The sequence below is a fragment of the Leucobacter tenebrionis genome (assembly GCF_019884725.1).
GTDB lineage: Bacteria > Actinomycetota > Actinomycetes > Actinomycetales > Microbacteriaceae > Leucobacter > Leucobacter tenebrionis.
Genome location: NZ_CP082322.1, coordinates 290,797 through 308,923, shown reverse-complemented (window position 1 = coordinate 308,923; position 18,127 = coordinate 290,797). Strand labels below are relative to the sequence as shown.

Genomic DNA, 18,127 nt, shown 5'->3' with positions numbered 1-18,127 from the left:
GCGTCTCTGTAGGGCAGGCGGGGCTTGAACCCGCGACCGACGGATTATGAGTCCGCTGCTCTAACCGACTGAGCTACTGCCCCCTGGCAACCGTTCCATCTTACGGGACTGCGGATCCTCGTGCTCGCGCGCAGCATTTCACAAGACCGCTTCGACTCCTCGCGAGAGGTCAGAAAAAGTTTTGAGCCGCGAGAATCGCAGCCCTTCTCGACCTCTCGGAACCGGTCACCGGCCTCTGGACGAGGGCTCGATCGGCCCCAGATCAGACGTTATACATCAGATCTACAGGCAACCTGATGATACGGTGCAATTCATGACCGAGAACGTTCAGTCCGCTGTTGCCCCGCTCACCGATCCGCTTCCCTACGACGCGCTGCTGCTGTGCTCCTTCGGGGGCCCGAACGGCACCGAAGACGTCATCCCGTTCCTGCGCAACGTGACGCGGGGCAAGAACATCCCCGAGGAGCGTCTCGCCGAGGTGGGGGAGCACTACCACCGCTTCGACGGACGCAGCCCCATCAACGAGCAGAACCTCGCGCTGGTCGCGGCGCTCCGCGATGAGCTCCAGCGCCGCGGCATCTCCCTCCCCGTGGTGTGGGGCAACCGCAACTGGCACCCCTACACCGTCGACACCCTGCGCGACGCCTCCGCGTTTGGCGCGCGCCGCATCCTGACCATCGTCACGAGCGCCTACGCCTCCTACTCGGGCAGCCGCCAGTATCGCGAGCACCTCGCGGCGGCGGTCGCGGAGCTCGGCGGCGATGCGCCCGAGATCGATGTGCTGCGCCCCTTCTTCAACGACCCCGGCTTCGTCGACGCGAACCGCCACGCGATCGAGGAGGCGGCCTCCGGTCTCGAGGGAGGGCTCGACGGAGCGCACATCGTCTACGTCACGCACTCGATCCCCGACACGATGCAGGATGCCTCGGCGGTGACCGGCCCCGGATACCGCGAGCAGCACGAGGACGTCCGGGCCACCATCGACGCGGCGCTCGCCCAGCGCTACGGCATCGAGATCACCTCGTCGCTCGCCTACTGCTCGCGCTCGGGCGACCCGCGCACCCCCTGGCTCGAGCCCGACATCAACGACCACATCGAGTCGCTGGCCGAGCAGGGCGTCCGCAAGATCGTGATCGCCCCCATCGGCTTCATCTCGGATCACATGGAGGTCGCTTTCGACCTCGACGTCGAGGCGCTCGAGACCGCTGCTGAGCACGGGGTCGCCGCCGTACGCGCAGACACCGTCGGCGTGCGCCGCGAGTTCGTCTCCGGCCTCGTCGACATGGTGCTCGAGCGGGCCGCGCGCGAGCGCGGGGAGCAGGTCGAGGCCCGCACCACCGGATCGCTGCCCGCGCTTCCCGACAACGCGCCCGCCGGCAGCTGCCGCATGCGCCACGGCGAGGTCACCGGCATCCCGGTGATCGCCGGCACCGAAGACTGACGGTCGCGAGAACGATCCCGGCCGAACCCGATCACGAACCGCACGAACACGAGGACCCATGAGCACCGAATCATCCCGCCCGACCGTCGATCACTCCGCCGTCGCCGAGGCGATCAACGCCGACATCAACTACACCATGTACGCGGTCTTCCGCGTCGAGCGCGCCACGCCGACGGTCGGCATATCGGCAGCATGGAGCGGGATCGTGCGCGGCCTGCTCGCTGAGCTCGATTCCATCGACGGGCTCACGACCCGCGGCTGGTACGACCTCGCAGGCTACCGGGCCGACGCCGACATCCTCGTCTGGTGGCACGCGCCGACCGCCGAGGCGCTGCAGCAGGCCTATCGAACGGTGCTCGAGTGGGCCGGCGGCCGCCTCGCGCCCGTCTGGTCCTCGATCGGCGTGCACCGCGCCGCCGAGTTCAACCGGGGACACGTGCCGGCGTTCCTCGCGGGCGACGATCCTCGCGGGTACGTCTGCGTCTATCCGTTCGTGCGCGGGCGGGAATGGTACCTCCTGCCCGACGCCGAGCGCCGGGAGCTGTTGCGCGAGCACGGCGCCGCCGCGCGCGACTACGGCGATGTGCTCGCGAACACGGTCGCCGCGTTCGCGCTCGGCGACTACGAGTGGCTGCTCGCCTTCGAGGCCGACGAGCTCACCCGCATCGTCGACCTCATGCGCGAGCTGCGCGCGACGGGGGCACGGCGCCACGTGATCGAGGAGACCCCGTTCTTCACCGGGCCTCGTCGCGAGCCGGGCGAACTGCTCGCCCGCGTCGTATCCTAGGCGGAGCGCGTCCGGCCCGGTCACGGATACGAATACCGCTCGAACGAAAAACTCCCGTTGGGAGGCTGTTTAGGCAAGCCTTCTCTTGCTTGCGGATCGAGCGGATCGGCGTATCGTTGGGGGTGTACCGAGCGGAGACCTGCTCCCCGGCAGACAAGATGGAGGTTCAGCATGACTACTCTTGAACAGCAGCCGATCGCAGCGCAGGGCGAGTTCAGCCGCCTCTCCGGGGTCGCGCAGTACCTGACCCCCGTGCTGCACGATCTGATCGCACTCGCGGTGAACGCGAAGCAGGCGCACTGGCACGTGCGCGGCAGCAACTTCATGGGGGTGCACGAGTTCCTCGACGAGGTCGTGGCGCACGCGCAGGAGGCCTCCGATACCGCGGCCGAGCGCATGGTCGCCCTGGGGCTTCCGGTCGACGCCCGCATCGGCACCGTCGCGGCCCAGACCACCACTCCCGAGATGACCGTCGGCTTCCAGCAGTCCGACGTGACGGTGCGTGAGGTCGTGGCGCAGCTCGACGCGACGCTCGAGACGATCTATGCCGCCGTGAAGGGACTCGAGGAGATCGACCCCGTCAGCCAGGATGTCGCGATCGCGTTCGCGCAGCAGCTCGACAAGGATCGCTGGTTCCTCTTCTCGCACTACGCCGACTGATACGCGCCTCTGCTTCGAAGGGCCGCGTCTCTCGCTTCGAGAGGCGCGGCCCTTTCGCGTGCTCGCACTCCGCAGCGTAAACATCGGATGAAGTGTGCTATGTTTTTTCAGTAAGGCTCGCCTTACTCACATCACATGTTGATTTTCAGATGTTCGGAGGGCCGACCCGCATGATCGCCACGCTGCTCATCGGCCTGCGCGAGGGCCTCGAGGCCGCCCTCGTCGTGAGCGTTCTGCTCGCCTACGTGAAGAAGCTCGGCCGGCGTGATGCAGCCCTCAAGATCTGGCTCGGCGTCGCCGCCGCGATCCTGCTCTCCCTCGTCATCGGAGCCGTGCTCACCTACGGCGCGTACGGCCTCTCCTTCACTGCCCAGGAGGCCATCGGAGGCGCACTCTCGCTCATCGCCGTGGGCATGGTCACCTGGATGGTCTTCTGGATGCTGAAGATGTCGCGGGGGATCAGCGGCGAGCTGCGCTCCCAGCTGGATCGCGCGCTGCTCGGCAACGGCTGGGGCGTCGCGGCCGTGGGGTTCGTCTCTGTGGCCCGCGAGGGGATCGAGACGGCTCTCTTCATCTGGGCGACCACGCGGGCGAGCTCCACGACGCCGCTCCTCGGCTTCCTCAGCGCGGTCTCGGGGATACTCGTGGCCGCGGCGCTCGGTTGGCTGCTGTATCGCGGCATGCTCAGGATCAACCTCACCGTGTTCTTCCGGTGGTCGGGTGCGCTGCTCATCGTCTTCGCGGCCGGTGTGCTCGCCTACGCCGTGCACGATCTGCAGGAGGCCGGCCTGCTTCCCGGTCCGTTCGCCGAGGCACCGCCGGGCGCGGGAGCCCTCGCCGCCTGGTACGGCGAGGCCGCCTGGGCCTTCCGCGTGTCGAATGTCATCGCACCCGATGGCGTGATCGGAGTCCTGCTCAAGGGCGTTCTCGGCTTCTCGCCGGAGATGACCAGGCTCGAGGTGCTCGCCTGGGCCGCCTACATCGTCATCACCCTCCCGCTGTTCTTCGCCGCCTCGTATCGAGGCGTGCGCGCCTCCGGAAAGGAAACCCCGTGCCCACCACCAGTCACCGCCGCGGCCTCTTCGCACTAGGCGTCATCAGCGTCGCGACACTCTCCCTGACCGCCTGCGTGCCGAACGCCGGCGCCGGAGGCGCCGCCCAGTCCATCGCGGTGTCCGCCGGCGACAGCTCCTGCGACGTCGAGACGGCCAAGGCGCAGAGCGGCACCGTCACATTCACCGTCACGAACGACGGTTCCCAGGTGACCGAGTTCTACGTGCTCGGCAGCAACCGGCTCACGATCGTCGGCGAGGTCGAGAACATCGCCCCGGGATCGAGCCGCGACCTCACGGTGCAGGTGGGGGCGGGAGACTACTTCACCAGTTGCAAGCCGGGCATGATCGGCAGCGGTGTCGGCCAGGCGGCATTCACCGTCACGGGCGGCGCGGTCGAGGCCTCTCCTGAGGAGAGCGCCGTGGTGTCCCAGTACATCGGCTACGTCAAGGCGCAGGCGGAGGAGATGGTGCCCCAGGTCGAGGCGTTCGTCGCGGCTTACGAGGCAGGAGACGACGAGACCGCGCGCCGCCTGTTCCCGATCGCCCGTATCAACTACGAGCGCATCGAGCCGACGGCCTCGCAGTTCGGCGAGCTGGATCCGCGGATCGACTACCGCAAGCCCGGCGCGATCGAGGAGGGGTTGCCGTTCACCGGCTTCCACCGCATCGAGCAGGACCTGTGGCTCGACGAGGCCATCGCGAACTACTCGACGCCCGAGAAGGACCACTACCCGAAAGACGACCTGCAGCCGCTCACCCCCGAGCAGCGCAAGGAGGTCGGAGACCAGCTGGTCGCCGACGTCACCGACCTGAAGGAGAAGGTGTCCAGCCCCGACTTCACGCTCACGCTCGCGGACATCACCGAGGGCGCGAAAGGCCTGCTCGACGAGGTCGCCGCGCCCGACGGCAAGCTCCCCGGCGAGGAGAACGAGTTCGCGCACACCGACCTCTACGACTTCACGGCGAACGTCGAGGGGGCACAGGTGGGATTCGACACCGTGCGCGGCCTGCTCGTGGCGAACGGCGGAGAAGACCTCGCCGCCGAGCTCGACGAGCGCTTCGCCGACATGTTCGCATTGCTCGAGACGTACGGAGACTACGATTCCGGTTTCGTCCCGTACGACACCGTCGACCAGGCGCAGCGCAACGAGCTCGCGGCGAAGCTGACCGCGCTGAGCGAGTCGATGTCGAGGCTCACCGCCGGCGTCGTGCGGAGCTGACGGGTGGCGGTCGAACAGTCCGAGGACGGCAGGCCGGTGGATCCGGGGGCGACCCCGCAGCCCCTGCGCCCCTCGCGCCGCGGCCTCCTCGGCATGATCGGGGCCGGAGCGGCGGGTCTTGCGATCGGGGGTGCGGGCGCGACCCTCGCGACGGGGCGCGTCAGTGCCGAGGCGAGCACCCGCACGACCGGCGAGGTGCCGTTCCACGGTGCGCATCAGGCGGGGATCGTCACTCCCGCGCAGGATCGTCTGCACTTCGCAGCGTTCGACATGGTGTCAGGCGCGGGTCGCGACGAGCTCATCGAGCTGCTGCGGGACTGGACCGCGGCGGCCGAGCGCCTCGTGCGCGGCCGAGAGGTCGGTACCGGCGTCGAACCGGGCAACGGTCTGCTTCCGCCAGACGATACCGGTGAGGCGACCGGTCTCGGCGCCGGTCGCCTCACACTCACCTTCGGGCTGGGGCACGCGCTCTTCACCGGTCGCGACGATACCTCGAGTGCTGACCCGTTCGGGATCCGAGATCGGCTTCCCGAAGCGTTCGAGCCGCTGCCCTCCTTCGCCTTCGATCTGCTCGACGCGACGCAGAGCGGGGGAGACCTCTGCATCCAGGCCTGTGCCGATGATCCCCAGATCGCCGTCCACGCGATCCGCAATCTCGCGCGCATCGCCGCCGGCCGCGCGCACCTCTCATGGAGCCAGCTCGGATTCGGCCGCACGGCCTCGACCTCTCGTACGCAGGACACCCCGCGCAACCTCTTCGGTTTCAAGGACGGCACCGCGAACGTCATGGCCGAGGACGGTGACGCACTCGCGCAGCACGTCTGGGCGGGCGACGAGGCGCCCGAGTGGATGCGCGGCGGGAGCTACCTCGTGGCGCGCAAGATCCAGATGACGATCGAGAGCTGGGATCGCGCCTCGCTCGACGAGCAGGAGCGAACCTTCGGGCGGACCAAACGCGAGGGCGGGCCGCTGAGCGGCGGCGGCGAGTTCGAGGAGCCCGACTTCGAGGCGACGCACTCCGCGGACGGGTCCTCCCACCCGGCGATCGATCTCGCCGCTCACCTGCGCCTCGCGCATCCGCGGCAGAACGGCGGCGCGCGCATGCTGCGGCGCGGCTACAACTACGTCGACGGCTCGAACGATCTCGGCCAGCTCGGCGCGGGGCTCTTCTTCATCTCGTTCCAGCGCGATCCCGCGACGTTCGTGCGCGTGCAGCGCTCGCTGAAGCAGGATCTGCTCAACGAGTACATCCGGCACGTCGGCTCCGGCCTCTGGGCGATTCCCGCCGGGGTGCAGCCGGGCGAGTTCGTGGGGCAGGCGCTCTTCGATTAGCCGAGCACCGGATCGGCCGCCTCAGACTCCCTATGGCCGCCTCAGGCCCCCTGGGGCAGGCTCAGGGGCCCGAGCTCAGCGGCGGGCTTCGCCGGCCTCGAGTCGAGGTACTCCTCGACGAAGCGGCCGAGCACCATGTGCGAAGCGCGCACGTCGGCGCGCTCGACCCCCTCGAGGATCGAGTCGATCTCGGCCGGTAGGAAATAGCCGTGGTCGGCGTATGCCCGCACCCGCGAGGCGAACGACGCCGTGTCGAGTTCGGGGTGGAACTGCGTGGCGTAGACGTTACGGCCCACGCGGAACGCCTGGACCGGGCAGGTCTGCGAGCTCGCGAGCACGACGACGCTCGAGGGCACCTCGGAGATCGCCTCCTTGTGACCCACGAAGGCGTCGAACTCCGCCGGAAGCTGGTAGAACAGCGGATCGAGCGCGCCGGCGGGCGTGAGACTGATCCGCACCGCCTGCGAACTCTCGCCGTAGGTGCGATCCACCCGCGCTCCCTGATGCGCCCCGATCGTGCCGATGCCGTAGCAGACGCCGAGGAACGGGAAGTCCGCGCGTACGACCTCGTCGAGCAGTTCGGCGAGCTCCCGCTCGACGCGCAGCTCGGTCTCGGACTTGCGCTCGACGGGCTCGCTCACCGTGAACGGGCTGCCCGCGAGGATGATGCCCGAATAGCACCCGAAATCGACCGGCCCGAGCGGCGCACGGTCGATCCGCCGCCACGCGAGCTCCTCGGGAAGCAGCCCCGTCAGCCGGCAGTACGCCGCGTGCTCGTCAGCCGCGACATCGTCTTCGCCACGGGTCGTGATGAGCAGAAACGGCTTCATGACTACTACCGTAGCGCCATGAAGCCGTTCCCGCGGTCGCGTAGCGAAGTGTTACGACCGGCTCACTCGTACGAGCGGATCGCGACGACGGCGTTGTGCCCACCGAAGCCGAAGGAGTTCGAGATGGCCAGCTGCGCGCCGTCGCCGAGCGGCTGCGCCTCGACCGATGCCGAGAGCGGGATCTCGGGATCCTGGTTCACGAGATTGATCGTCGGAGGAGCGACGCGGTGGTGCACCGCGAGCACGGTGAAGAGCGCCTCGAGGGCGCCCGTGCCGCCGAGCAGGTGCCCCGTCGCCGCCTTCGTGGCCGAGACCGGGATCTCCTTGACGCGGTCGCCGAACACACGATGGAGGGCCGTGTACTCGGCGATGTCGCCGACCGGCGTCGAGGTCGCGTGGGCGTTGATGTGGGTGACCTCGTCGGGAGCCGCGCCCGCCTGCGAGAGGGCGAGCTCGACGGCGCGCGCGGCGCCCTTGCCCTCGGGGTCGTTGGCGGTGATGTGGTACGAATCGGCGGTGACGCCTCCGCCGGCCACCTCGGCGTAGATCTTGGCGCCGCGGGCGAGCGCGTGCTCCTCCGTCTCGAGCACGAGCGCCGCCGCGCCCTCGCCCATCACGAAACCGTCGCGATCGGTGTTGTAGGGGCGCGATGCCGTCTCAGGCGAGTCGACGCGCTTCGAGAGCGCCTGCGCCGAGTTGAATGCGGCGAGCGTGATCGGGTGGATCGCCGCCTCGGCGCCGCCCGCGATGACCACGTCGGCGAGGCCGAGCTGCAGATGCTCGTACGCGTTCGCGATCGACTCGGTGCTCGAGGCGCACGCGGAGGCCACGGTGCGCGCGAAGGCGCGGGCCTCCAGGCGCATGGAGACCGCTGCAGCGGGAGCGTTCGGCATGAGCATCGGGACCGTGAGCGGCATCACGCGGCGCGGTCCCTTCTCCTTGAGCGTGTCCCACGCGTCGAGCAGGGTCCAGAGGCCGCCGATGCCGGTGGCCCAGTCGACGCCGAGTCGCTCCGAGGGCACCTCGGGCTCACCGGCGTCGGCCCAGGCCTCCAGGGCGGCGACCAGCGCGAAGCGGCTGGAGGGGTCGAGACGCTTGGCCACCGGGCGCTCCAGCACCTCGGCTGGGTCGACCTTCGCCGTGCCCGCGAAGTTCACGGCAAGGCCGTACTGCTCGGCCCAGTCGTTGTCGAGCGTGTGGATACCCGACTCTCCCGCGAGGAGGGCCTGCCAGCTCTCGGGCGCGGTCCCGCCGATGGGGGAGGAGGCGCCGATACCGGTGACGACGATCTTCTTGCTCATGCTTGGGTGCTCCGCGATCTGGTGTGGAACGAACGTGGGGAAAGATTAGGACGGAGGGGCCGGGTCGGGACCCGGCCCCGTTCCGTAAGCCTTAGGCCTGAGCCTTGGCGATGAAATCGACGGCGTCGCCGACGGTCTTCAGGTTCTTGACCTCTTCATCGGGGATCTTCACATCGAACTTCTCCTCGGCGTTGACGACGATGGTCATCATCGAGATCGAGTCGATGTCGAGGTCATCGGTGAACGACTTGTCGAGGGCGACGACGTCGGCCGCGATCCCCGTCTCGTCGTTGATGATCTCGGCAAGACCTGCGAGGACCTCTTCGTTGCTGAATGCCATGGTGTGTTTCTCCTTGATATGGGTGGGGTAGTAGGAAGTGTACGTGTGGAGGGCGTCGGGGGAAGGCCGACGCGCTACGGCAGCTCGATGATCTGAGCGCCGTAGACCAGGCCCGCGCCGAAGCCGATCGTGAGCGCGAGGCCGCCTGAGAGTTCGGGATGCTCTTCGAGGAGCGCGTGCGCGGCGAGCGGGATCGAAGCCGCGGACGTGTTGCCCTGGGTCTCGATGTCGCGGGCGATGACGACCGACTCGGGAAGCTTGAGCTGCTTCGCGAACTCGTCGACGATGCGCATGTTGGCCTGGTGGGGGATGAATGCGGCGAGATCGCCGGGCTCGACGCCCGAGACCTCGAGGGTGCGCTGCGCGACCTTCTTCATCTCCCAGACGGCCCAGCGGAACACGGTCTGGCCGTCCTGGCGCAGAGTCGGCCAGGGCACCTCGCCAGGGTTGCTGCGGTACGCATCGAAGGTCGAGGTCATGCGGATCGTGTCCCACTTCTCGCCGTCGGAGCCCCACACGGTCGGCCCGATGCCCGTGTGATCGCTGGGCCCCACCACGACGGCCCCTGCGCCGTCGGCGAGCAGGAAGGAGATGCTGCGATCCGTCGGATCGATGAGCTCGGAGAGCTTCTCCGCTCCGATCACCAGCACGTTCTTGCAGGTTCCCGAGCGCACGAGCGCATCTGCCTGGGCGACGCCGTAGACGTATCCGGCGCACGCGGCGGAGATATCGAATGCCGCCGCGGGGGTGAGGCCGAGGCGGTAGGCCGCCAGCGAAGCCATCGAGGGGGTGACCGCGACGTTCGAGATGGTGGAGATGATCACGCCGTCGATCTCGGAGCGATCGAGACCGGAGCGCGCGATCGCCTCCTCCGCCGCCTCGACCGCGAGATCGACCGCTCCCTGATCCCGGCCGGCGTAGCGCCGCTGCACGATGCCGGTGCGCTGGCGGATCCACTCATCCGACGAGTCGATCGGCTCGATCACATCGGCGTTCGGAACGTCCCGGTCGCCCCTGGCCGCGCCGATGGAGAGGACCCGCGTGTGAGCGGGACCGGTCGGCTGCACGAGTGATGCCATGTGCGTGAGTCCTTTCGGTCAGACTGTCAGGCTGCCGGAGCAGTCTCGGTGATGAGTGCCACGGCGGTATCGAGGTCGGCGGGGGACTTGATCGCGACGCTCGGCACGCCCTTGAGCCCGCGCTTCGCGATGCCGGTGAGCGCACCCGCGGGCGTCAGCTCGATGAGGCCCGAGATGCCGGCCGTCTGGAAGCCCTCCATGCAGGCGTCCCAGCGCACCGGGTTCGCGATCTGCGACACGAGCAGCTCCACGAAGCGAGCTCCGTCTTCGACGATCGACCCGTCGGCGTTGGTCCACAGGCGATGGGTCGGCGCGGAGGCGGTCACTCCCTCGGCCGCTTCGCGCAGCACGGGGATCGCGCTCGCCATGTAGTCCGTGTGGAAGGCCCCGGCGACCTGCAGCGGGATCACCCGTGCGCCGCGAGGGGCATCTTCGGCCAGAGCGGCGAGCGACTCGCGCGCGCCCGCGGCCACGATCTGACCGCCGCCGTTGCGGTTCGCCGGGGTGAGACCGTGCGCCTCGATCTTGGCGAGAACATCGGCCTCGACTCCGCCGACCACGGCGGCCATGCCGGTCTCCGCCTTCGTCGCGGCCTCCGCCATGGCGCGACCGCGCACGCCGACGAGTCGCAGCGCGTCCTGCTCGGAGAGCACACCCGCCGCCGCCGCTGCCGCGAACTCTCCCACCGAGTGTCCCGCGATGCCGGCATCGGCGACCGAGGTGCGGGCGGACAGCTCACGCCAGGCGAGCAGGCTCGCGGCGACGATCAGCGGCTGCGCGACCGCGGTGTCGCGAATGGTGTCCGCATCACTCACCGTGCCGTGGGCCACGAGGTCGACTCCGGCGCGCTCCGAGGCTTCGCCGAGGAACTCGCGGCTGCCCGGCAGCTCGAGCCACTCGTTCAGGAATCCGGGGGTCTGTGAGCCCTGTCCAGGGCAGGCGATGACAATCACGCTTTCCAGTTTCTCAGATCAATGGCCCGAATCCTGCATATGGCGCACCATAAATCGTGAAAAAGGTTGTGCGAACCCGCTCATCGGCCTCCGGCGCGTCAAGACTCGGCGGCCTCATCGGCCGGCGCGGGCTCGGATCCCTCGATCAGGGGGACCAGACGCGACCCGAGCGCTCGGCTCAGCGATCTCGCGTAGGTCATCGTCAAATGATCAGAGTCGCGATACACTAGGACCTCCCCGATGACTGCCGCGCAGGAGGTCCCCGGGCAGATGTACTCGTTGAGATCGATCAGCGAGGCGCCCGGCGTGATCGATGCCGCCTCCACCAGGGCGAGGCCGCGGTCGTCGAAGACCTCCGATCGCGGTCGGGCGCACTTCGAGAGCTCGCCGCCATGCTCGGCCACGCACTCGGGCACGTCGTACTTCAACGAGGGTGTATCGCGAATGGCGATCACGGGGACGCCGATCTCGATGAACTGCTGCCAGGCGGCCGAGTGCAGTTGCGCCATACCGGAGATACCGCCCGTGGCCGGCCCTGCCGAATGGGTGTAATTGGTCGCGATGACCGCCGCGAGCTCGGACCGAGCGAGCAGTCGCTCCTGCACCTCCGCGTTCCAGAGCATGCACGTCTCGTAGACCGAGTCGTCGCCCCTGCGCAGCTCGCCGGCTGCGAACGGGCAGGCGTCGTGGAGGTAGACGTCGACGCGCCACCCGTGTTCGATCGCGATCGGCTCCAGCGCAGGGATCCACTGTTTCGCGTGCGAATCGCCCACAAGGGCTACCTGGATTCCGTCGCTCGGACCGAAGCTGCATGACTGCACCTCCGTGCCCGCGACCTCCGTCGACGGGCAGTTGTGCCAGTCGGCCGCGGCGTTCACCGGTGCCGGGGCGATGCGAGGAAAGGAGTCGGCGGGTTCCACGCCGGCCGGTGGCTCAGGCAGCGTGAGCGCTCCCTGAATGATCTCCTCCGGCCGGCCGTCGGTATCGTCCCCGGTATCCAGGCCGCTCGCCGGAGCGGTTGCGGCCGCGGCCGCGCGCGCCTGATCCTTGTTGACTCCGTCCTGATACACGACCCACATGCCGAGAAGCGCAGCGACCATCGTCATCGTCAGGCCGACCTGCATCGCTCTGACGGGTTCGGCCTCGAGGATCTCGGACTTCATGATCGGTTTCTCGACGAATCGGTAGCATCCCCAGGCGAGGATCATGGACAGCGCTGCGAGCAGCAGCGCGAGGCTCACGGAGATGCGCTCCACCATGGCGGTCGCGACGACGATGACCGGCCAGTGCCACAGATAGAGGGAGTACGAGATGTTGCCGACGAACAACGCGGGTCGGACTCCGAGCACCCCCGCCGGGCCGAAACGGGATGGCCTCGCCCCTCCCGCGATGACGAGCGCCGTCGCCGCCGCGGGGAGTAGAGCCGCTGATCCCGGATACGGTACGGTCGCCCCGATGAGCATGAGGGAGGCCGCGATGCCGGCGATCCCTGCCCAGCCCAGGAAGGCGAGAAGCGAATCGGACAGCTTCTCGGTATATCCGATCGAAGCCGCGAGAAGCGCACCGAGCGCAAGCTCCCACACTCGCGTGGGCGTCACGAAATAGGCGGAGTCGGGGCTCGCGGCGGTCATCACGATCGAGAGGGCGAATGACACCGCCGTGACCGTCGATAGCACGCAGATGACGGTCGGCCTGAATCTCCGACTGGAGATACCCGAGCCGCGGTGGCGACCGCGCGTGAAGAAGAAGCCGATGGCGATCAGGAGGAACGGCCACACGAAGTAGAACTGCTCCTCGACGCCGAGGGACCAGAAGTGCTGGAGCGGGCTCGGCGCCGCATCCTGGCTGAGATAGTCGACCGACACCGCCGCGAGCCGCCAGTTCTCGACGAAGAAGGCCGACGCGATCACGTCCCACCCGATGGACCCCCAGCGCGGCTCGGGCAGGAAGAGCAGGGTGAGGCCGACGGTCGCGGCGAGCACGAGCGCGGCGGCGGGGAAGAGGCGCTTTGCACGGCGGGCGTAGAAGCTCCGCAGGGAGATCGTCCCGGTGGATTCGATCTCGCGGAGCAGGAGCCCGGTGATCAGAAAGCCGGAGATCACGAAGAAGATGTCGACGCCGACGAACCCGCCGGGGAGCGCCGTCGGAGCCAGGTGATATATGAGAACCGCCAGCACCGCGATCGTGCGCAGTCCCTGGATGTCGCGGCGAAACGTGCGCTTCGTCGAGGAACGGGCTTCGCCGGTGAGGCGGTTCTGAAGTGTTGCAGCGGGTGCAGCTGTGGGCATGCGATCTCGTACTCCGGTAGCCCCCCCTGCCTTCGATGTGTCCGATGCGCCTGCGACGGGGCGAACCCCGTCCCCGCTCTCGCAGACGAGGCCAGCCTAACCGACCGGCGAGCCGGCCTCAAACAGCTGTCATCTTGACGACGACGCCGCACCCGGGCGGCGTCCGCTCTGCGCGATCGAGCCGGCGATGAGGGCGGACTGCAGGATCAGGGCCTCCCGGGCCCCGGTCGCATTCCAGCCGATCACCTCGGACACCTTCTTGAGCCGGTAGCGCACCGTGTTCGGGTGCACGAACAGCTCTCGCGCCGTCGCTTCGAGCGAGCGACCGTTGTCGAGGTAGCACCACAGCGTCTCGAGCAGCTCGCCCGAGTGGGCCGCGAGCGGTTCGTAGATCTGCTCGATGAGGGTGCGGCGAGCGAGTCCGTCGCCCGCGAGGGCGCGCTCCGGGAGCAGGTCGTCGGCCGCGACCGGGCGAGGCGCGTTGCGCCACGACCGTGCGACGGCGACGCCGGCGAGCGCCGCGCGGGCGCTCCGCGAGGCGTCGACGAGGTTGTCGACCGTCGGGCCGAGCACCAGCGGACCGTCCGAGAAGCCGTCGGCGAGGCGCCCGGCGATCTCGAGGAAGCTGAGCGGGGGATCGATCGGGGCGACACCGTGCTGCTGAGCGTCGAGGCGCCCGAGCACCAGCACGAGGCGCGAGCCCTGCAGACCGATCAGAGCGTCGGCACCCGCGTGTCTCGCCGAGCGGCGCAGCTGATCCACGTCGACGACGCGTTCAGCCGTGCCCACGAGCACCGCGGCCTCGCCGTCGCCGTGCCAGCCGAGCGCCGCGATCCGGCTCGGCAGTTCATCATCGCTCTCACCGGTGAGGATCGAGTCGACCACCAGCGCCTCGAGCCGCGCGTCCCACAGTCCGCGCGCCTCCGCGGCCCGCGCATACACGTCGGCGGCCGCGAAGGCCACGTCGCGCGAGTAGTGCAGCACCGCCTCGCGAAGCGCTTCGCTCCGCGGCGCGACTCGCTCCTCGACGACCGACACCACGACGCGGATCAGCTGCAGGGTCTCCTGCAGGCTGATCGAGCGCAGCAGCTCGCGCGGTGCCGCACCGAACACGTCGGAGGCGATCCACGGGGTCGAACTCGGATCCTCGTACCACTGGATGAAGGAGCTGATCCCGGTCTGCGCGACCAGCCCGACCGACGAGCGCCGACTGGGCGGCATCTTGCCGTACCACGGCAGCGTCTCGTCGAGTCGGGTGATGGTGCGCGTGGAAAGCTCGCCGGTGATCGTTCGCAACCAGGCGAGCTCCTGCTCTTTCGTGCGATCCATGCGCGATCGCTCGATCAGGCCTCGCCGCCCGCGCCGCCGGTCGTGCCGGCGTTCACGTCGTTCAGCCGGTACTGCTCGGCTGCACGACGCGGCACGTCGGCGTCGATGCGGCCCTGCGCGGCGAGGCGCTGCAGCACCTTCACGACGACGGACTCGCGGTCGATGCCGAAGTAGCGGCGGGCCGCGGCGCGGGTGTCGGAGAACCCGAAGCCGTCGGCGCCGAGCACGGAGTAGTCGCCCGGAACGTAGGGGCGGATCTGCTCGGGCACCTGGGTCGACCAGTCGCTGACGGCCACGACCGGGCCCTCCGCGCCCTCGAGCTTCTGCTGCAGGTAGGGCACGCGGGTCTCGCCGCCGAGATTGCGGAAGTTGTGCTGCTCGGCGGCGGCGCCGTCGCGCTGCAGCTCGTTCCAGCTGGTCACGCTCCACACGTCGGCCGCGACGTCCCAGTCCTGCGCGAGCAGCTCCTGCGCCTCGATCGCCCAGGGCACGGCCACGCCGGACGCGAGGATCTGAGCGCGGTTGCCGCGATCCGGAGCCTCGCTCACCCGGTGGATACCGCGCACGATGCCCTCGACATCGACGTTCTCGGGCTCCGCGGGGTGCACGATCGGCTCGTTGTAGACCGTGAGGTAGTACATGACGTTCGGATCGGGGTGCTCGCCGCCGTACATGCGCTCGATGCCGGAGCGCACGATGTGGCCGATCTCGTAGCCGTAGGCCGGGTCGTAGGCGACGACCGCGGGGTTCGTCGAGGCCAGGGCGAGCGAGTGCCCGTCGGCGTGCTGCAGGCCCTCGCCCGTGAGCGTGGTGCGGCCCGCGGTGGCGCCGATCACGAAGCCGCGCGCCATCTGGTCGCCGGCCGCCCAGAAGGCGTCGCCCGTGCGCTGGAAGCCGAACATCGAGTAGAAGATGTAGACCGGGATCATCGGCTCGCCCTGCGTCGAGTACGACGTGCCGACCGCGGTGAAGGCGGCCGTCGCGCCGGCCTCGTTGATGCCGACGTGCAGCAGAACGCCCTGCGGGCTCTCCTTGTAGGCCAGCAGCAACTCGCGGTCGACCGATACGTAGTTCTGGCCGTGCGGGTTGTAGATCTTCGAGGTCGGGAAGTAGGAGTCCATGCCGAAGGTGCGGGCCTCGTCGGGAATGATCGGCACGAAGCGCGCGCCGAAGCCCTTGTCGCGCATGAGGTCCCTGAGCATGCGCACGAAGACCATCGTGGTCGCCGCCTCCTGCGTGCCGGATCCCTTCGACGCGACCGCGTAGCTCTTGGGCTCGGGCAGCGTGACCGGCACGTGCTTGGTGCGACGCGCGGGGAGGTAGCCGCCGAGCGCGCGGCGGCGCTCGTGGATGTACTCGATCGCCTCGTCCTTCTCGCCCGGGTGGTAGTAGGGCGGGAGGTAGGGGTCGGCCTCGAGCTGCGCGTCGGAGATGGGGATGTGCATGGTGTCGCGGAAGAGCTTGAGGTCTTCGAGCGTCATCTTCTTCATCTGGTGGGTCGCGTTGCGGCCCTCGAAGTGGGGGCCGAGGCCGTAGCCCTTGATCGTCTTCGCGAGGATCACGGTCGGGCGGCCGTTGTGCTCGGTCGCGGCCTTGTACGCGGCGAAGACCTTGCGGTAGTCGTGACCGCCGCGGCGGAGACCCCAGATCTGGTCATCGGTGTAGCCCTCGACGAGCTTCAGCGCGCGCTCGTCCTTGCCGAAGAAGTGGTCGCGCACGAAGCCGCCGTTCTCGGCCTTGTAGGTCTGGAAGTCGCCGTCGGGCGTCGTGTTCATCACGTTGAGCAGCGCGCCGTCGGTGTCCCGCTCCAGCAGGTCGTCCCACTCGCGGCCCCAGATCACCTTGATCACGTTCCAGCCGGCGCCGCGGAAGTAGCTTTCGAGCTCCTGGATGATCTTGCCGTTGCCCCGCACGGGGCCGTCCAGGCGCTGCAGGTTGCAGTTGATCACGAAGGTCAGGTTGTCGAGCCCCTCGTTCGCGGCGACCTGCAGCTGGCCGCGGCTCTCGACCTCGTCCATCTCGCCGTCGCCGAGGAACGCCCAGACGTGCTGGTCGGAGCAGTCCTTGATGCCGCGGTTGGTGAGGTACTTGTTGAACTGCGCCTGGTAGATGGCGTTGATCGGGCCGAGACCCATCGACACGGTGGGGAACTGCCAGAAGTCGGGGAGGAGGCGCGGGTGCGGGTAGCTCGGGAGGCCGCCGGCGAGGTGCGACTTCTCCTGGCGGAAGCCGTCGAGCTGATCGGCGCTCAGGCGCCCCTCGAGGAATGCGCGGGCGTACATGCCGGGGGAGGCGTGGCCCTGCACGAAGATCTGATCGCCGCCGCCCGGGTGATCCTGGCCGCGGAAGAAGTGGTTGAAGCCGACCTCGTACAGCGAGGCCGCCGACGCGTACGTCGAGATGTGGCCGCCGACGCCGATGCCGGGGCGTTGCGCGCGATGCACGGTCATCGCCGCGTTCCAGCGGATCCAGGAGCGGTACCGGCGCTCGAGCTCCTCATTGCCGGGGAAGTCGGGCTCGTCCGCGGAGGCGATGGTGTTGACGTAGTCGGTGGTCGGCACCTGGGGAACGTTGAGATGCAGCTGTCGCGAGCGGTCGAGCAGGCTCGTCATGATCTCGCGGCCGCGACCGGCGCCCCGCTCCTCGACCACGGCGTCGAGCGACTCGCGCCACTCGGCGGTCTCCTGAGGATCCATATCGTCACGATCGGGCGCGTAGGGATCCTGCGTGTTCACAGCCAAGGTTGTGCTCCAATCACCACTCGGCGTACCGCGGGGCGAAGCGGGTTGGTGCAGTCGCTCACGGCATGCTCGGTCACTCCCGCCGGTCCGCGGGGTCACCCCAGACTATCGAAGTTCCACGAAGAAACGCGCATTTCCCTTGTCGAAGGTGGCCTAGTCGCACAAGATTCGCGGTCGATTACTAGGCGGGGAGCATTCGCGGGCGGAACGGGAGTCGATAGTGTGGGATCGACCGCACAACGATGGCGCCCAGTGCGCCGGTAAGGAGGCACCATGGTGCTCGAGGTCGGCGCACAGGCGCCCGATTTCACGCTCTCGGATCAGCACGGCGAGGAGCTGACGCTGTCGGAACTGGTCGCGGAGGGGCCGGTCGCGCTCGTCTTCTTCCCGTTCGCGTTCTCCGGCATCTGCACCGGCGAGCTCTGCGAGCTGCGCGACAACCTGTCGATCTTCGCCGATAACAAGGTGCGCCTGCTCGGCATCTCGATCGACTCGGTCTACGCCCTGAAGGCGTGGGCGGATCAGGAGGGCTACGAGTTCTCGATCCTCTCCGACTTCTGGCCGCACGGCGAGGTGGCGAAGCAGTACGGCGTCTTCGTCGAGGAGGCCGGTATCGCGACCCGCGCCACGCTCCTGATCGGCGAGGATCGTCGCGTGCTCGCCTCCTTCGAGACCGCTCCGGGCGAGGCGCGCGACTTCGCGGCCTACCGCGAGGCGCTCGAGGCGATCGCCTGATCCGAGCGGATTCGCGACACCGTTGACGGTGTCGAT

Annotated in this window: 15 protein-coding genes and 1 tRNA gene; 7 read left to right on the top strand and 9 right to left on the bottom strand. The window is 68.7% G+C overall.

All coding sequences use genetic code 11. The features are described from left to right. Nucleotides 1–9 precede the first annotated feature (9 nt). A tRNA-Ile gene (locus KVY00_RS01445) sits at nucleotides 10–83 on the bottom strand. 230 nt (nucleotides 84–313) lie between these two features. Here KVY00_RS01445 and KVY00_RS01440 point away from each other — a divergent pair. From KVY00_RS01440 to efeB, 6 genes are all read left to right on the top strand, one after another. Continuing rightward, nucleotides 314–1,441, top strand: a complete 1,128-nt coding sequence (locus KVY00_RS01440) for a ferrochelatase (protein ID WP_223043987.1) — start codon at nucleotides 314–316, stop codon at nucleotides 1,439–1,441. A gap of 58 nt (nucleotides 1,442–1,499) precedes the next feature. Further along, on the top strand, nucleotides 1,500–2,228 hold the full coding sequence (gene hemQ, locus KVY00_RS01435; RefSeq protein WP_223043986.1) for a hydrogen peroxide-dependent heme synthase: 729 nt from the start codon (nucleotides 1,500–1,502) through the stop codon (nucleotides 2,226–2,228). 171 nt (nucleotides 2,229–2,399) lie between these two features. After that, nucleotides 2,400–2,888, top strand: a complete 489-nt coding sequence (locus KVY00_RS01430; protein ID WP_223043985.1) for a Dps family protein — start codon at nucleotides 2,400–2,402, stop codon at nucleotides 2,886–2,888. A 170-nt stretch (nucleotides 2,889–3,058) separates the two neighbouring features. Then, nucleotides 3,059–3,979, top strand: a complete 921-nt coding sequence (gene efeU / locus KVY00_RS01425) for an iron uptake transporter permease EfeU (RefSeq protein WP_223043984.1) — start codon at nucleotides 3,059–3,061, stop codon at nucleotides 3,977–3,979. Beyond that, entirely contained in the window at nucleotides 3,940–5,163 is a 1,224-nt protein-coding gene (efeO, locus tag KVY00_RS01420; protein WP_223043983.1) for an iron uptake system protein EfeO, read from the top strand. Before efeU ends, efeO begins: the two co-directional genes overlap by 40 nt. A 3-nt stretch (nucleotides 5,164–5,166) precedes the next feature. Then, complete coding sequence (efeB, locus tag KVY00_RS01415) at nucleotides 5,167–6,495, top strand: iron uptake transporter deferrochelatase/peroxidase subunit (RefSeq protein ID WP_394358257.1); 1,329 nt, start codon at nucleotides 5,167–5,169, stop codon at nucleotides 6,493–6,495. 41 nt (nucleotides 6,496–6,536) lie between these two features. Here efeB and KVY00_RS01410 read toward each other — a convergent pair whose 3' ends face one another. The 8 genes from KVY00_RS01410 to aceE all read right to left on the bottom strand — a co-directional run bounded on the left by KVY00_RS01410 (nucleotide 6,537) and on the right by aceE (nucleotide 17,356). After that, nucleotides 6,537–7,325 (bottom strand): glutamine amidotransferase, encoded by a 789-nt coding sequence (locus KVY00_RS01410; RefSeq protein WP_223043982.1) that lies wholly within the window; start codon nucleotides 7,323–7,325, stop codon nucleotides 6,537–6,539. A gap of 62 nt (nucleotides 7,326–7,387) precedes the next feature. Then, nucleotides 7,388–8,626 (bottom strand): beta-ketoacyl-[acyl-carrier-protein] synthase family protein, encoded by a 1,239-nt coding sequence (locus tag KVY00_RS01405; protein ID WP_223043981.1) that lies wholly within the window; start codon nucleotides 8,624–8,626, stop codon nucleotides 7,388–7,390. A gap of 91 nt (nucleotides 8,627–8,717) precedes the next feature. Next, complete coding sequence (locus tag KVY00_RS01400) at nucleotides 8,718–8,966, bottom strand: acyl carrier protein (protein WP_024356007.1); 249 nt, start codon at nucleotides 8,964–8,966, stop codon at nucleotides 8,718–8,720. Nucleotides 8,967–9,040: 74 nt separating this feature from the next. After that, entirely contained in the window at nucleotides 9,041–10,045 is a 1,005-nt protein-coding gene (locus tag KVY00_RS01395) for a beta-ketoacyl-ACP synthase III (protein WP_223043980.1), read from the bottom strand. Between the two features lie 26 nt (nucleotides 10,046–10,071). Then, nucleotides 10,072–10,998, bottom strand: a complete 927-nt coding sequence (locus tag KVY00_RS01390) for an ACP S-malonyltransferase (protein WP_223043979.1) — start codon at nucleotides 10,996–10,998, stop codon at nucleotides 10,072–10,074. A 98-nt stretch (nucleotides 10,999–11,096) separates the two neighbouring features. Next, nucleotides 11,097–13,286 carry an acyltransferase family protein gene (locus tag KVY00_RS01385; RefSeq protein WP_223043978.1) on the bottom strand — a complete coding sequence of 730 codons (2,190 nt, stop codon included), beginning with the start codon at nucleotides 13,284–13,286 and terminating at the stop codon, nucleotides 11,097–11,099. A gap of 129 nt (nucleotides 13,287–13,415) precedes the next feature. Beyond that, nucleotides 13,416–14,615: a PucR family transcriptional regulator gene (locus KVY00_RS01380; protein WP_223043977.1), complete on the bottom strand. Its 1,200-nt coding sequence runs from the start codon at nucleotides 14,613–14,615 to the stop codon at nucleotides 13,416–13,418. A 14-nt stretch (nucleotides 14,616–14,629) separates the two neighbouring features. Continuing rightward, entirely contained in the window at nucleotides 14,630–17,356 is a 2,727-nt protein-coding gene (gene aceE / locus KVY00_RS01375; protein WP_223043976.1) for a pyruvate dehydrogenase (acetyl-transferring), homodimeric type, read from the bottom strand. A gap of 273 nt (nucleotides 17,357–17,629) precedes the next feature. On the opposite strand from aceE, the gene KVY00_RS01370 reads away from it, so the two are divergent. After that, nucleotides 17,630–18,091 carry a peroxiredoxin gene (locus KVY00_RS01370; RefSeq protein ID WP_223043975.1) on the top strand — a complete coding sequence of 154 codons (462 nt, stop codon included), beginning with the start codon at nucleotides 17,630–17,632 and terminating at the stop codon, nucleotides 18,089–18,091. The last annotated feature ends 36 nt before the right edge of the window (nucleotides 18,092–18,127 follow it).